This is a genomic window from Bacillus cereus group sp. N8 (assembly GCF_016483685.1).
GTDB classification, from domain to species: domain Bacteria; phylum Bacillota; class Bacilli; order Bacillales; family Bacillaceae_G; genus Bacillus_A; species Bacillus_A proteolyticus.
This window is the reverse complement of record NZ_JAEHBK010000038.1, coordinates 16,325-31,121: the sequence shown is the minus strand read 5'-3', so window position 1 is coordinate 31,121 and position 14,797 is coordinate 16,325. Positions and strand designations below refer to the sequence as shown.

Below are 14,797 nucleotides of genomic sequence, written 5' to 3'. Positions count from 1 at the left end.
GATAGCCTAATAAATTAGAGTTCGATAGAACTCTTTACTTAGGAATCCCCCTCTTCTAAACGAAGTGAAAGTGGGGGAGTTCAATACAGGAACAGTGATATTAGGATTTGGGCCCGTACTAGGTAATAGTAGTGGCGTGAATAATGTTGTGAATTGAGGTGAAGTAGCATTGAAAGCAAAACCGATGGCAGGTAGTGTACTAGGGGCTTGTGCTCCACAATTAAAATTACATTTTCAAAATTTTCTGCGGCTTGTTGCTGCATGTTTTGTGTGATATGGCTGTACTTGTCTAAAGTTATTTGGATAGAAGAATGACCGAATCGATCTTGAACGATTTTAGGATGCTCTCCAGCCTGAAGCATGAGTGTTGCATGTGTATGACGTAAATCATGAACACGAATTCGAGGGACACCAGCTTTGTTGTAGTGGTCCTTTAAAAAACGATGGGGAGCATCTATAGTAATTAAACTTTAAATGCTAATTACTGTAGCAGTTAAGTTTCTATCCATAATAGTGCTAGTTGATATATTAACTCCCGAGGCAGACATATTCAGACGGTATACATAAGTCCCAGGTGGAGGGATATCTACCCAGATTACTGAAACATTGTGGGTTAAATAGGCTTGAGTATTTGCCGGTTTCTGAATATTCGTTTGAGCTTCTACCTGAATCGCAATAATGGTGACATCTCTCACTAAATTAAGAACTGAAGATACACTAAATTCTGTAAGGCTGGGGTTAGAAACATATTCAGATCTGAAAACCCCTTCTAACTTTACTATTTGATTAACTTCTACATTAATAGCCGGTAATGTGAGGGTAGTTGAGGCAGGTGCAGGAGTGCTAATTTGCCTAAATATAACTGAAACGATGCCAGTCGGCTTAGTTACTCTGGTTGAACCAGTCTGTCCTGTAGCTAGCGTAAATGGTGGAATAGTAGGTAACTTGGAACCAATTAAAATTGGATCTACTGCGGCGCTCTGTAAAATCCCCGGTGAATCCAGTTCATCCTCCTTTGACATATGTTCACCTCCAAATAGTTCTAATCGTATTTAATAGATGCGCAATATAAGTAAAATATGACCATATTTTTGTTTAGTAAGAAAGAAGATGGCTAAAAAAGCAGCTAGCAAAAGCTAACTGCTCAGTTTCAAGATGATAATCTAGATGCAAATACAGTATGGCCAAGATAAGCTGTAACTATTCAAGAAAGAAGATCGAACAGAGGGGGAACCATATTGTATGAATCAGTTGTCATTTTTTGAAGACATCGATGAAAGGGAGATGCGAAGACTTGTGGTGAAGGAGCTGAAAAACTACAAAGAATTGTGCGTCCGGATGAAAGATTAAAAGGAGATGGAGCAACTGATGGAGATAAAAACTGAAGGAAAGAAAGCTCAATAAAATTCGAATTTTGTTAATTAATAGATTAGGTATTCATCATATAGACGGGTTTTACTTAACAAAAGATTTTAAATTTATAAATAAATAATAAAAGCCCCTGTAAGTATTAAAAGGGACTTTGGACTTGCACAATTTTACTTAATCATTAAAGTGTGTTAACAATTATTGCTCTAATAGCACGAGGTCCTAAAGTATTTCTAGTGTCATCTGTATTAGTTCTAGACGTGCTAATGGATAGTCTATAGTGATAGGTTCCTAGCGATGGAGTATTCCCCCACATGACAGAAGAATTCGCGGTTATTTGAGGGAATTGGTCGGTTGAAATTGCATTGTAAATTTGTTCATTACCAGTTGTAATTGGATTCCCATCTCTCAAAAATTCAATTTCAATACTTCCGTCAAACTCGGCCCCAGTGTCGAGAGAAAAGAAGTCTCCTGTAACAAAAGTATCAAGTATGACTTGTTTGTCCAGGCTGGGCATATCGATAAATATAAGGATATGTACCAATCGTAATTTCGAGGACTACTCGCCTGAACAGATCCGTACCCGTCACGGTCGGAAATTAAGATCCAACTGTGACGGGTATCTGACTTAAATTATTGAGGAAATAGGACGGAAGGATGTAATAGTATTGTTGTAGGGCTCCAGACGGACCTGCGCGCTCGTCCCAGCATTTGCGAGCGCAGTCACGGCATTCAAGATAGCAGTTCTTCTACCAGATATGAAGGTGGCGTTATAGTTCATGATTAGGGGATGAACGGGGTCCTGCGGAGAAATTTGATTGAGAATAGCTTGATGATAGATTGTATTTAACGTGACGTTCGCTGTTAGCGTGAAGCCTTCTATAGTGATGCCAGTCAGCGAAGTCCCATTAAATGAAGTGAATTTGACTGTAAGCATGTGACGATTTTTTATATTTATTCCTCCTTTATTATTAGACTCAACTTATTTTATGTTTGTCTAAAAATTTAGTGTAGACACTTGCAACGTAATAAGTTGAAAGAAATATGAGATTATATTTTGCCAAGGTGTGGGGATTAAAAACAGGAAGCTGAACAAAAACGCTATTTTAGTAAGGGTTTATCAAAACAAAAGAGAATCTGCTTTGAATAGAAAATCCTCTCCTAAAATGGCAAAGAGTAACTCTTACCTTACTCTTTACATATATATTACATGATTATTAGTGGGAATTTTAGACTCTTTATATTGAGAAATAAAGAATTACCGTTTTAATAAAAATTTTATTTTGTATGTATTTGAAACACGAAGAGAGCACTTAATAAAGTGCTCTCTTGACGAGATCATTTACTCAAAAGAAAGGATTAAAGGGTTCACCATATTATATGAAGCTTTTCTGAAGTGCGCTTGGGGTAATTAATTAGTATTCATAACAAAGAGCAGCTAGCAAAAGCCAACTAATCGGTTTGTTAAACGTAGAAAATTTAGTAATTTCATTTTGGTAGTGGGATAGGTGATTGTTATTTTTAATTAAACTGGGTCGGTCGGGGTAAGTCTTAAAGCAGAAAATCCACGATTCCTGACTTGAGCTGATGTTATGGTCCCGCTAAGATCCCCTACATTCGCCACAATATGATAATTAACTGGATCATTTGGCACTACTGGATCCCCTGGGGTATCTACCCACGTAAATGTGGAGTTAAAGGAATATAGCATATCTATATTATTACCGACTTCATATTTCCCAGATACGAGTGTATCTGCCAGCAATCCATCATTACGAAATAATTGATACGTAATGGCATCCACGTTAAAGGAGGTAACTCCTTTAGTTTTTAGGAAACTAAGGGGATTATTTGGACATATTTAATTTAATTATGGTAGCGGTTTTAGTCGCATGTACCGCGTTTTTCGTAGCAATTGAGTTTGCTATTGTAAAAGTAAGAGGTTCAAAGATTGACCAATTTGTATTAGAAGGAAAGAAGGGTGCGTTGGCAGCTAAAAAAGTGACGTCAAACCTGGATGAATATTTGTCAGCTTGTCAATTAGGTAATACAGTTGCAGGTGTATTATCTTTAGGAATTGCTTTTACTATTATGACGTACTTACATGTTGTAGTTGGTGAATTGGCACCCAAAACATTTGCGATTCAAAAGGTTGAGAAGGTTACTTTATTGCTTTCAGCTCCGCTTATCTGTTTCCACAAAATCATGTATCCGTTTATTCGTTTATTGAATGGCTCTGCAAGGATGATTACAAGACTATTTGGTTTAAAACCAGCATCAGAGCATAATGTAGTACATACAGAAGAAGAATTACGATTGATTCTTTTGGAAAGTTATGAGCGTGGAGAAATTAATCAAGCTGAATATAAATATGTAAATAATATTTTTGAATTTGATAATCGTATTGCAAAAGAAATCATGGTCCCTCGTACAGAAATTATTGGGCTAGATGTAGATAATTCTTTAGCAGATCATATAAACATAATCCGTGATGAAAAGTACACACGTTATCCTGTATTTGGAGAAGACAAAGATGAAATCATCGGTATGGTGAATGTAAAGGATTTTTTGATTCGTTATGTGAGTAATGAATCAAGAGAATTTAATTCTATTTCCTCGTATACGCGTCTAGTAATTGAAGCAATTGAAACCATTACGATACATGATCTATTATTAAAAATGCAAATGAAACGTATTCCATTAGCTGTATTATATGATGAATATGGCGGCACAGCTGGTTTGGTAACCATTGAGGATATTCTAGAAGAAATTGTAGGCGAAATCCGTGATGAATATGATGGAGATGAGCTTTCACCAATTCAGCAAATGAATAATAATGATCATGTTGTCGTAGAAGAGAAATTTCTATTTACGGGTTTATGTGAAAATATAATTTTATACAACAGATTTAAGGAGGTTATTTCATAAATGGAGCAGGTTATACAAGAGTTTTTTTCTCCAAGTAAAAACTATAAGGTTCAAATCATTAAAAGAAAAGATGGTCTATATACAACAGAAGCCTATATATGGATGGAGGATTGTGGTTATGAATTTTGGAGTTATATATCACAAGGATTGACTTTGATATATAGTGAGGAACATGCGCGAAAGATTGCTATGGAACAACTAAAAGAATGTTCAAGAGAAATGTTTTAAAAATACGTTATTCCATCTATAAAATTATAAGAAAATATGATGTTTTATTATTGGTGAAAGAATACAATATTTTGTAAGTGAACCTAGTATTATTTATTTCAATAGTCATTGAGAAAATATTAATAAATACTTTAGTAAAAACAAATTACTTTTAGATGTATGAAGTGGTTATAAATAGTTCAATATGAGTATATTGAAACATTAAATATGCAGTAATCAAACAATAAGAAGAGAGTGGCAAAAATTGTCCTTTTTATAGAACTACAAAGTTCGCACGAAATACCAATTTTACGAAGAATATGATAGTCATATAAAAATCTAATACAGTGTCTAGCGATTTCAAGGTCAGATGCATCGGTTTTAGCATATTTGTATACGCCTATATAATACATGTTTTATATAAAAATAATCATATACTGAATTGCTCATAAACAATTTTTATAGTGAATTTCATTTTAAAGTATAAGCGTTTTTCTTGTGTTGATCTAACTAACTCCTGATTAATCAGGATTAAATTAACCAATTCTTATTTTATAGCGACTTTTATACTGTTTTCATTTTGTATGAATTTATATATGAAAATTGTTTTATTTTACATACATTTATATGTAATTTTTGTACTAGTTTTTATAGCCTAATACAAATTTATCACCTGGTTATCTATAACTTTTATTAGAATGACAACAATATCCCATTCAATTTCGAGTAAATATTAGTATTCCATAATTTAATTATGTAAATAAGTCTGTGTAAAAATTGAATTTAACGCGAACTTGTGTTCGTGTTATTTTTCTGTTATAGTATATATGAGGTGATTTTTATGGATTACAGCAAACAACGTCAAAAATCCGTACATCGTAAGAAATTATACGAGAATTTAAATGAAATGCCCTTTTACATAGAAGAATTTGTGGAGTACAAAGAATTGCATGATGCCTCTCCCTCTACCCTACTGAATTATGTATATGATTTTAGAGTCTTCTTTAATTGGCTATTATCTGAACAAATTATTGAATTTAAGCCCATTAAAGACATATCCTTCTCTGATTTGGAGAATTTAAGGAAAAAAGATATTGAGAATTTTATGAGATTTCTAAAACTACAACAGAACATGCAAAATTCCTCTGTTAACAGAAAAATTTCAGCTTTAAAATCTTTATTTAAGTATCTTACTTCCCTTTCAGAAGATGAAGATGGAGAATGCTATTTTTATAGAAATGTAATGGCTAAAATTGAAATACATAAAGATAAAGAAACGTTAAACGCCCGTGCGAAGCGTATGAGATCTAAAATATTCCATAATGATGACGATCAAGAATTTTTAAATTATGTTAAGTTTGAACATGAAAAAGCTTTAACAAAACATCAATTATTTTATTTTCAAAGAGATAAAGAACGTGATGTTGCTATTCTTTCCCTCTTTCTTGGGAGTGGTATTCGTGTAAGTGAGTTGGCCGATCTTCGTACTGAAGATATCAATTTAAAAGAAAGGCTAATTGATGTAATAAGAAAAGGAAATAAAGAAGATTCTGTATGGATTACTCCCATCGCATTGAATGATCTTGAAAAATATTTAGAGATTAGAAATAACAAATATGCTCCAGGGAAAGAATTAAAAAATGTGTTCTTATCAAAGTATAAACATACCGCACAGCCCCTTTCAGTTAGAGCTATCCAAGATATAGTAGAAAAATATACTAAATCCTTTGGTAAAACAATGTCTCCTCATAAATTAAGACATACATTAGCAAATAAGTTATATATGGAAGAAAAAGATTCGTTACAAGTAATGCAACAACTTGGGCATACCAGCCAAGATACAGCTTTGTTATACACTCAACTTGGGGAAACAACTATTAAAGATAGTTTAGGAAGAATAGGAAAGAATAAAGAATAAAAGTTCAGCAATTTTGTATTGCTGAACTTTTATTCTTTCCCCTTAACTTAGTCTTGATTTAAATGCTATTTATTCTTCGTTTCCCCTTTAATTTTATTATATAAAAAATACATAGTTTAAATTCTACTTTAATTGGTATATAAAAACTCTCTCCTGATAGAAATAAATAAAAAAGAAGAACCTATTACTACGAATTCCGACACAGTTTCTTCTTCATCTAAGGAACAATATGCAAGTAATGGAATAAGCTATACGGTTATATTCGACTTTATGAAACAACAATATAACATCCTTACAAATAACGATGAAAACTACATCCCTGAAGTACACGATCCTCAGGTAGCTTCTTTAGCTGCTAAACGTTTTGGAATTACAGCTAAAGAAGCTGGATACATTTACGAGAAAGTACAGATGGATGCTTTTAAATAAAATATAGAATTTAACCATATTTCTCAATGAACAATATAACTTAACGTGGTAAAATAATATTTGGATGGAAGTCCAACACTCATATTAGTATTATTAAAATTAAAGTGGTTATCAAGTCGGAGGAAGGCACCTTAGGGTGTCTTTTCTTTTTTAAGGAATAGCATCAGGACTTCTATTTTATCAACCGAAACCTTGATGCTATCCCAAATCGCTCAAAAAATAAACAAAGATTTTTACATTTCAACTTCACAAAGTAATTTTACCTCTTTTATTTGTTCTATGTGACGCTGTTCATGCAAATATATTAGTTCTACCCATTGATCAAGAAGTAATTCTCCCAGAGCAGGGTGCTTCACTGACTTTTTTGTCAGTATGGATACATCTTCTACTGTACTAAGGAAAGTCATCAATTTTTTTCTCGAATCGTTCAGCAAGTCAATCATTTGCTGAACTTCAAATGGTTCTAAGCTTGGTTCAAGAATTTCTGGAGCTATAAATTTTTTCGTTCTATCTAATAATATAGAACGAATTTCTTGACGTTCTATTTGAAGACTATCAATCTCTTTTAATCCAAACGAAATAACTTTTATAGCTCTTTCATCTAATAAAACTAAGTGATGACAAACTTGTGCAATACTCCATTTATTCATATCCGGCTTACTATTAAATTGAGCATTACTCAATAAAGTAATCTCCTCTAATAGGTTATTTCTCGTTTCATAAAACTTGTCATTTACAAATTTATTCATGAGGATTCTCCCTTCATCTGAAAGTACATACTTAAATTTCTATTCTGTATATATTCTCTATGACAAAAAAGTTTTCCTTCACTACTCTACGCTAAGGGATAGTATCATCTACCCTATCATTACTCCTATTTATTAGTTCAATATATTGTATCTGGGAGTAAAAGTAAGACTATTACCTATTTTCACACGTATCTCGGCTGTATCCCCAATCATACACACGAACAGGTCTTTGATACGGGTTAGAATTAGGAATTCCGGCATCACGTTTCGCTTTTCGATATGCACCATTACGAGATAATACTTTATATTGTCTTTCAAGATGGTTTTTATAATTTTCAGCAGCATTAACAGATTTAGCGGCCTTTTGCAAAGAATTGAAAAAGAGTGTGTTTTAATCGAAGAATTTTCGAAAAACACACTCTTACTCTGGAACTATTATTTGAATTACTTTATAGCTTTTTACTTATACTTACTATAGAGAATCCCTATATTTTAATCTATTACCCTCTGTTATTGTTTATCTAACGGGATCGAATTTCTATTCCACAAATGAACAATACTCAACTGTGGAAGTTGAGTCTGTCAGTTACTTGGCATCGATATTATCTCGCTATTTTATCATTTGCTTTTGAAATTGTTTCCTCATTCAAATTACTATGTTTCATCGAATAAATGAAATATAGTATTGCTCCAATAGTTATCCAAATACTGAAGTACACCCATGTTCTTAATGGTAAATTTAGCATTAAAAATACACAACTTACAATTGAAATGATTGGTAATATAGGTACAAACGGTACCATAAAGCCTCGTTTTAAATTTGGATGCGTCTTACGCAGTATAATAACTGATACACCAACCAATGCGAACGTTACCAAACCGCCAATATTAACTAAATTTGCTAACTCTTTTAAGTCAATAAATCCAGCTATTAAAGAGCTTCCTATTCCCGCCAATCCAATTGTAAAAGTTGGTGCTCCAGTCTGTTTATTAATCTTCGCAAGTGATTTTGGTAACAGTCCATCACGACTCATAGCAAAGAATACACGTGTTGCTGCATACATAGTCGAGAAAATAACAGCCATAAGACCGATTACTGCCCCTGCAGCAATTACACCAGCAACTTTATCTTGTCCTACGACTTCCATTACATAAGCCATTGCTTCAGGTACATTTAATTCTTTATAGGAAACCATGCCTGTCATAACAAGGCACACTATAACGTAGATAATTGTACATATAATTAACGATACAATAATACCAATGGGAAGATTTCGTTGTGGATTTTTTACTTCTTCTGCCGAAGTTGCCAGTATATCAAACCCCATAAAAGCAAAGAATACTGCTGCTCCACCAGCTAAAACGCCACTAAAACCGTATGGTGTAAACGGTGCCCAGTTCTCTGGCTTTACATAGAATACACCAACTACAATAAATAATATAACCATTCCAATTTTAATTAACACCATTATGTTATTGATACGTTTACTTTCCTTTGTACCACGTGACAACATCCATGTAATGATTAATGTAATGACCACGGCTGGTAGATTCATAATACCGCCTTGTGATGGAATCGATAACAGTGATTTGGGTATTTCTAACCCCAATCCACTTGTTAAATTATGAAAATACCCTGTCCAACCACTAGCAACCGCTGCTGTAGCCACGATATAAATTGAGAGTAGCGTCCAACCCACTAAATGTGCCACAAACTCACCAATCGTTGCATAAGAGTACGTATATACACTACCTGAAGTCGGAAGTGCAGATGCAATTTCTGCGTAACATAAAGCGATAAATCCACATACAATTGCTGCAAGTACAAATGAAAAAATAACTGCAGGACCAGCATCTCTTGCTGCTACTAATCCGGTTAACACAAGAACTCCTGTTCCAATTATTGAACCTATTCCTAACATAATTAAATCAAATAACCCTAATGTCTTCGTTAAGTTCTTACTCTCATTATGTTCTAACAGTTGTGTAACAGATTTCTTTTTTAATAGCTTCCTCATATCCTCTGTGTCCCCTTCAAAAAATAAGGTATGTTTTTCTAATACTTGTTTTATGCATAATTTTGTATAGATTTAGCTAATTTAAAACGATTAAATGCTAGTGTTGAGTTATGTGAAATATTTACCAGAACCTTTTCTTCGAATCTTCATAGGAATCAATTCCATAAACACTGAATCATATTGGGTATTTACCTTATTATCTTATCTACCTATCTGATTCATATGGACACTACCAAAAAAGTCTAGAATGTTCTTCTTTTTCTGAAAATTAATAAATTATTTCTTTTGTCGTGTTTTGTCGAATTATATGAATTATTCTAATTAAAGGTGTTGTGTTTGTAAAGTATTATTTTTTAGAAATCTCATACAATAAAAATAGATGCTAGAAAACAGCATCTGTTTTTATTACTAGGGATCTCGCCACATCGCTATCAAGCTAACATTTTGAAGTACCCCAAAAACGAAAATTCACATTTTTACCTTGAGGTACCAATCTTCTCATTTTGGGGTATTGGCTGTTATTAGCTTGATTGTGATGGGACGGATCCCTATTAAAAGCATTTCCCCTTCTAAATATAGAAGGTACTTGCAATTTTATTATGAATTACAGTTGAATTCATGTTACTTAATCGTTCCCATCCCGCCAATTTTAATGTTGACCTTGACGTTTACATCACCCTTTGCTAATTCATTATTCCATTTATTTTGGACTTTTTTCCATTCTGGATATGTGTAAGTTCTTGCATATCCTCCAAGCCCAATAGGATCGATTTTGGCAGTTTGTATTTTTTGTATTAATTGCTTGAAATCAGCTTCCAGCTTAGTTTCAATCGCCTTTTGTAATTTTGCTGCGTCCTTTCTTGTATTAAACGAAAAAAGCCGTTCTGTAATACCGATTCTCATCTTTACATCTACATTAAATATAAAATGATTATCATATCTTGCTTTTGTCTTTACTTTAATACCATAGGCAGTAAAACTTATCCAATCTTTATCTTGGCTATCCGAATTTAGCTTAATTGGAATTGTAAATAGAAACTCACCTGTAGTTCCTTGTTGCAAAATGCGTAATAGTTTGTTTTCATCAGGTTTTAGCGTTAATTTATACCTTCCTTTTTCATCCAATAAAGCTGTACCTGTCACCCATATTTTATTCTTTTTTTTCACCTCTGTAATATTTGCTGTTACCCCTTTGTCTGCTCTTTGTTCATATAGTTCTTGAAGAGTTGTTTTTACTGTGATATTTCTTAAAGAAGCGGTATCAACTAGTTTTGTTAAATATATAGGAAGCCGCGGCTTATCTTTTGGGCTATAGAAGATGACGTCCGAAACAGGTCCATCTACAGCGATAACCCTTGCAGTAACTGTATTTTTGGGATCTCGGTAAAATGGATCGAGGTGATTTTCCCAGTTTTTTCGTTTCAGTAGCCTTTTTCCAACTAAAATAACCTGTGTTTTACTTCCCGCGGTAAGCGCCATAACCGTAGCATCAAATTGGTCTCTAGATTTTCGAACCGTAGCAGATTTCACACCAGTAGTTTCTTCTTTTATCTTTGCTTCTTTATTGAAAACAGGGCTAGATATATACACTAATAAATTATCATTACGATCTAAATCAATACCAAGAACAAGAGTAAGAGAAACATCTTCAACATTTGTTTGATCAAAGCATCCAGTCATCATGAACACCGATAATAAAATACAACATAGTACTTTTCTTTTCAATGTATCCTCCCCTGGCGAAACTTCTCGTATAGACAGCAGTACAGCCATAAAATGATAGGTAATATATAGGTTAATCCTAATCCAGCATTCGAAAATACCTGTTGCCAAATTTCGGCTTCATTCCAACTAGGATGAGTCCAAAATATGATGCCGATAATGAGCAATAAGAGAACAACTACATGAGAGCGATGATCTTGTTTTCCAAGTAATTGGCTTGAACAAAATACAGAACAGTATAGGGCAGGAATCCATGATGTGGAAACAATGGTTAAGTAAACAGCCAATAAAATCATGTCAAAACGTTCTAAAAAACGAAATTCAATTACTTTCACTAAATTTAGTACCGGTTGATTATATTGCGTAATGCTATCAGGGCTAAAATAAGCAAAACAAACAATAGTAGTAAATAAATAAAATAACATCGTTAATGTGTTTGCAATAACCATTCCATGGACTGCATACTGTTTTTTTTGTAAAAAAGGATATAAAAAGAAAGCAATATCAAACCCTAAATAAGCAAAAATAGTGGTCGGTACAGCCGTTAATACAGGTTTCCACCCTTCTTTTAATAGCGGAAATAAGGGCATCCAACCTCCGTTCTCTTTAAGCGGTATCAAAAAAAACAACGGAATCCAAAGCGCCATATAAAAAAAAAGTTCGGAGTATCGCCCTATAATACGAGGACCGTTACGCGCAACAAAAAAGGTAGGAATCGAAAACAAAAAGATAACGATATAGTCAGGCGTTTTCGGAAGAAGCCATCCCTTAAGAAAAAGCATAGCGTTTACAAGAACGATACAAGTATAAAAAGCGAAGTACATCATGTAAATAACAACGAATGCTTTCCCTACTATTTTTCCAAACAATCGTATAAGAATGTCATAAATCGTGTCCTCGGGATATCTTGCAGCAGTTTTCACGATAAAAACACCTGATATTGTGGAGAATATCCAACCAATCAATATAGCTATCCATCCATCTGTTCCAGCGTTTTCTGCAAGCACGCGCGGAAGTGATAAAACGCCAGTGGCCACCTGCATTCCATTGATTAAAACAATATACTGCATAAGAGTGATGTCATTATAGGCATACTTTTTCATAATTTCACCTTTTATTAGGATTCTTTCCTTGTCGAATAGATTGAATGGTTCCATTACCCTTAGGACGCCTTCTTATTGCCCATAAAGGAAAGCGTAAAAAAGCATCTTTCATATCTGCAAAGCGAAACGGTGCTAATGGCGTTCCGTAAGGAGTACCTAGCGATTCAAGACTGATTAGATGTCCAATTAAAGTCATCCACCCGATAACAAGTCCAACAATTCCAAATAAGGCAGCTGCTAGCATCATCGGAAAGCGTAAAAGTCTTACTGCCGCTCCCATATCATAATTAGGGATAACAAAAGAAGAGATGGCTGTAATAGCAACAACAATAATCATAATGTTGCTTACAATTCCCGCCTGAACAGCCGCCTGTCCAATGACAATACCACCTACAACTCCAACTGTCTGACCGATCGGAGTAGGTATCCGTAAAGCCCCTTCTCTCATCGTTTCCAATGTTATTTCCATAAGTAACGCTTCCATAACTGGAGAAAAGGGTACGCGCGTTCTTGATTCTGCAATAGATAAATACAGCTCTACAGGAATAACTTCAAAATTAAAGGAAATAAACGCAACATAACTCGCAGGCAAAAATAAAGCAATTATAAAGGAGATAAAACGAAGCATCCGAATAGACGAAGCAACTAACCACCTTGTACCGTAATCATCCACTCCTTGAAAAAAGGAAATAAAATTTGTTGGAGCAATTAACACATTAGGCGAATGATCCATTACAGTTACAAATCTGCCCTGTAGAATGTGAGATACTGCCAAATCAGGTCTTTCAGTTAATATAAATTGTGGAAACGGTGAGTACGGGTTATCTTCAATGAATTCTATAAGTTCCCCATTACTAGCAACAGCGTCGACTGTAATATTATGAATCCGTGTTTCTAATTCCTTCAGCACATCTTCAGAAGCTACATCTTTCAAATATAAAATAGAAATCCTCGTTTTGCTTCGTACACCAATTACTATTTCTTTTACCGTTAATTCACGATGAGGAATATACCTTCGAATCATTGCGATATTTTGACTTCTAATTTCTGTAAATCCTTGATGCGCACCTTTTAGAGCTATTTCGTTATGAGCGTCTTCAACATTTCTTTGTGGCCATCCTTTCGTATCCAATTGATGTGCTGTTGTTCGACTGTGGATTAATAAAATACTATCTCCTCCAAAAATAGCATTTTCAATCTGACTCCACGTATTAATAATTTTGATTTGTCCTAATGGAATTGGAAGCTCCGTATTGGTATCAAAATTACTATTCATCAAAGGACTTAGAACATGATTTTGAATCAATTCTTTATCTGTTAATCCAGACAAATATACTAAAGCGGCTTCTAATCCATCTGCTTTTATTTGAAACCGGCGAATCACTAAATCAGGTGCTTGACGAAATATATTCTGAATATCAGCTATGTTTTTCGATAAATCAGCGCCTAAGAGGGAGTCTTCAATATTTTTTTTCTGAAAATGAGTATTGTCTCGTATTGAAAATGACTTAGGATTGTCTCTATATTTTAAACGCTTCAAAAATTTAGCCATGATTCCCTCACTTTCTATGTAACTTTTATAGTAGGCTTAGTATGCATATATTAAGAAAAAATATCCTAATAACTAGAGAGGTAACACCAGAATTATTACTATAAATTTTTTTGTGATATTTCATAAAGATCAATTTCAAGAATGGTCTTTTAATTTGATGGATGTGTGGTGCTACTCCAAGTCCATCAAGCTAATATTTTGAAGTTCCTCCTAAACGAAATTTCCTTTCGTTACAGTTATCCACTTATAAGAGTTTAAATCTTTTTTCGTTGGGATAACAATAAATGTCTTAACTTGATGGTGATGTGGCGGTATTCCTAATTAGTATCCATAGAAAAAAGAAACCTAATTGGTATAGGTTTCTTTTTGATTAATACCTAAGGGGATTTTTGTTCAATTAGAAAAATGTTTTAGACTGAACATCGTTGATTTAGTGAGTCCTATCTGGTTAGTTCTTAGTTTTTTATTAATAGTAATTGGTGAAGTTTGTTTATCGCCTTCTGGGTTATCAATAACAACAAAATTAGCTCCGGCTGCTTTTTCAGCACAAACAATAAGTTTATGGTTTTTATCTACTGCATCTGCACAAGCCATAAATGCACAGGTTGTGAAATTATACGATCCTGCTACAGAAATAATTTACTTTGGAGTTATTGGAGCTGTATCTATCTTAGTAAGTATGGCCTTATTTATGCTATCAACAAAATTCAAGGCTTTATGAAAGGACTTCAGTAACATGAAGGAAGACACTTGTGAGGGTGTCTTCCTTTTTTGTTGCTGTATTTTCTTATTAATCTAATTTG

The 14,797-nt window shown here is 33.8% G+C and carries 10 protein-coding genes and 4 pseudogenes; 5 read left to right on the top strand and 9 right to left on the bottom strand.

All coding sequences use genetic code 11. The features are described 5' to 3' along the window. Positions 1-78: 78 nt before the first annotated feature. From exsF to JDS80_RS26935, 4 genes and pseudogenes are all read right to left on the bottom strand, one after another. Positions 79-213: pseudogene (gene exsF, locus JDS80_RS32435) on the bottom strand (exosporium protein ExsF); the annotation flags it as partial. Positions 214-224: 11 nt separating this feature from the next. After that, positions 225-470: pseudogene (locus tag JDS80_RS26945) on the bottom strand (tyrosine-type recombinase/integrase); the annotation flags it as partial. Beyond that, a complete protein-coding gene (locus JDS80_RS32430; RefSeq protein ID WP_199640425.1) occupies positions 471-1,022 on the bottom strand; it encodes an exosporium leader peptide-containing protein in 552 nt (183 codons plus the stop codon). A gap of 1,871 nt (positions 1,023-2,893) precedes the next feature. Beyond that, positions 2,894-3,172 (bottom strand): hypothetical protein, encoded by a 279-nt coding sequence (locus tag JDS80_RS26935; protein ID WP_346011419.1) that lies wholly within the window; start codon positions 3,170-3,172, stop codon positions 2,894-2,896. A 47-nt stretch (positions 3,173-3,219) separates the two neighbouring features. On the opposite strand from JDS80_RS26935, the pseudogene JDS80_RS26930 reads away from it, so the two are divergent. The 4 genes and pseudogenes from JDS80_RS26930 to JDS80_RS26915 all read left to right on the top strand — a co-directional run. Next, a pseudogene (locus tag JDS80_RS26930) lies at positions 3,220-4,242 on the top strand (hemolysin family protein); the annotation flags it as partial. Positions 4,243-4,296: 54 nt separating this feature from the next. Then, a complete protein-coding gene (locus tag JDS80_RS26925; RefSeq protein WP_199640424.1) occupies positions 4,297-4,524 on the top strand; it encodes a hypothetical protein in 228 nt (75 codons plus the stop codon). An 820-nt stretch (positions 4,525-5,344) separates the two neighbouring features. Continuing rightward, on the top strand, positions 5,345-6,421 hold the full coding sequence (gene xerS / locus JDS80_RS26920) for a tyrosine recombinase XerS (RefSeq protein ID WP_070144165.1): 1,077 nt from the start codon (positions 5,345-5,347) through the stop codon (positions 6,419-6,421). A gap of 270 nt (positions 6,422-6,691) precedes the next feature. After that, the gene (locus tag JDS80_RS26915) at positions 6,692-6,850 is read left to right on the top strand and encodes a hypothetical protein (protein ID WP_242477425.1); all 159 of its coding nucleotides are present in this window, start codon (positions 6,692-6,694) and stop codon (positions 6,848-6,850) included. A gap of 233 nt (positions 6,851-7,083) precedes the next feature. Here the strand turns inward: JDS80_RS26915 and JDS80_RS26910 are convergent, their stop codons facing one another. The 5 genes from JDS80_RS26910 to JDS80_RS26890 form a co-directional block, all read right to left on the bottom strand. Beyond that, on the bottom strand, positions 7,084-7,599 hold the full coding sequence (locus tag JDS80_RS26910; RefSeq protein WP_199640423.1) for a DinB family protein: 516 nt from the start codon (positions 7,597-7,599) through the stop codon (positions 7,084-7,086). Between the two features lie 602 nt (positions 7,600-8,201). Then, on the bottom strand, positions 8,202-9,617 hold the full coding sequence (locus JDS80_RS26905; RefSeq protein ID WP_199640422.1) for an amino acid permease: 1,416 nt from the start codon (positions 9,615-9,617) through the stop codon (positions 8,202-8,204). A 621-nt stretch (positions 9,618-10,238) separates the two neighbouring features. After that, the gene (locus JDS80_RS26900; RefSeq protein ID WP_199640421.1) at positions 10,239-11,342 is read right to left on the bottom strand and encodes a Ger(x)C family spore germination protein; all 1,104 of its coding nucleotides are present in this window, start codon (positions 11,340-11,342) and stop codon (positions 10,239-10,241) included. Then, complete coding sequence (locus JDS80_RS26895) at positions 11,339-12,442, bottom strand: GerAB/ArcD/ProY family transporter (protein ID WP_199640420.1); 1,104 nt, start codon at positions 12,440-12,442, stop codon at positions 11,339-11,341. The genes JDS80_RS26900 and JDS80_RS26895 overlap by 4 nt, the downstream gene beginning before the upstream one ends. 4 nt (positions 12,443-12,446) lie before the next feature. Next, positions 12,447-13,994: a spore germination protein gene (locus tag JDS80_RS26890; RefSeq protein ID WP_199640419.1), complete on the bottom strand. Its 1,548-nt coding sequence runs from the start codon at positions 13,992-13,994 to the stop codon at positions 12,447-12,449. Between the two features lie 430 nt (positions 13,995-14,424). Between JDS80_RS26890 and JDS80_RS26885 the strand changes: the two are divergent. Continuing rightward, positions 14,425-14,729 (top strand): annotated as a pseudogene (locus tag JDS80_RS26885) (POT-type proton-dependent oligopeptide transporter); the annotation flags it as partial. Between the last annotated feature and the right edge of the window lie 68 nt (positions 14,730-14,797).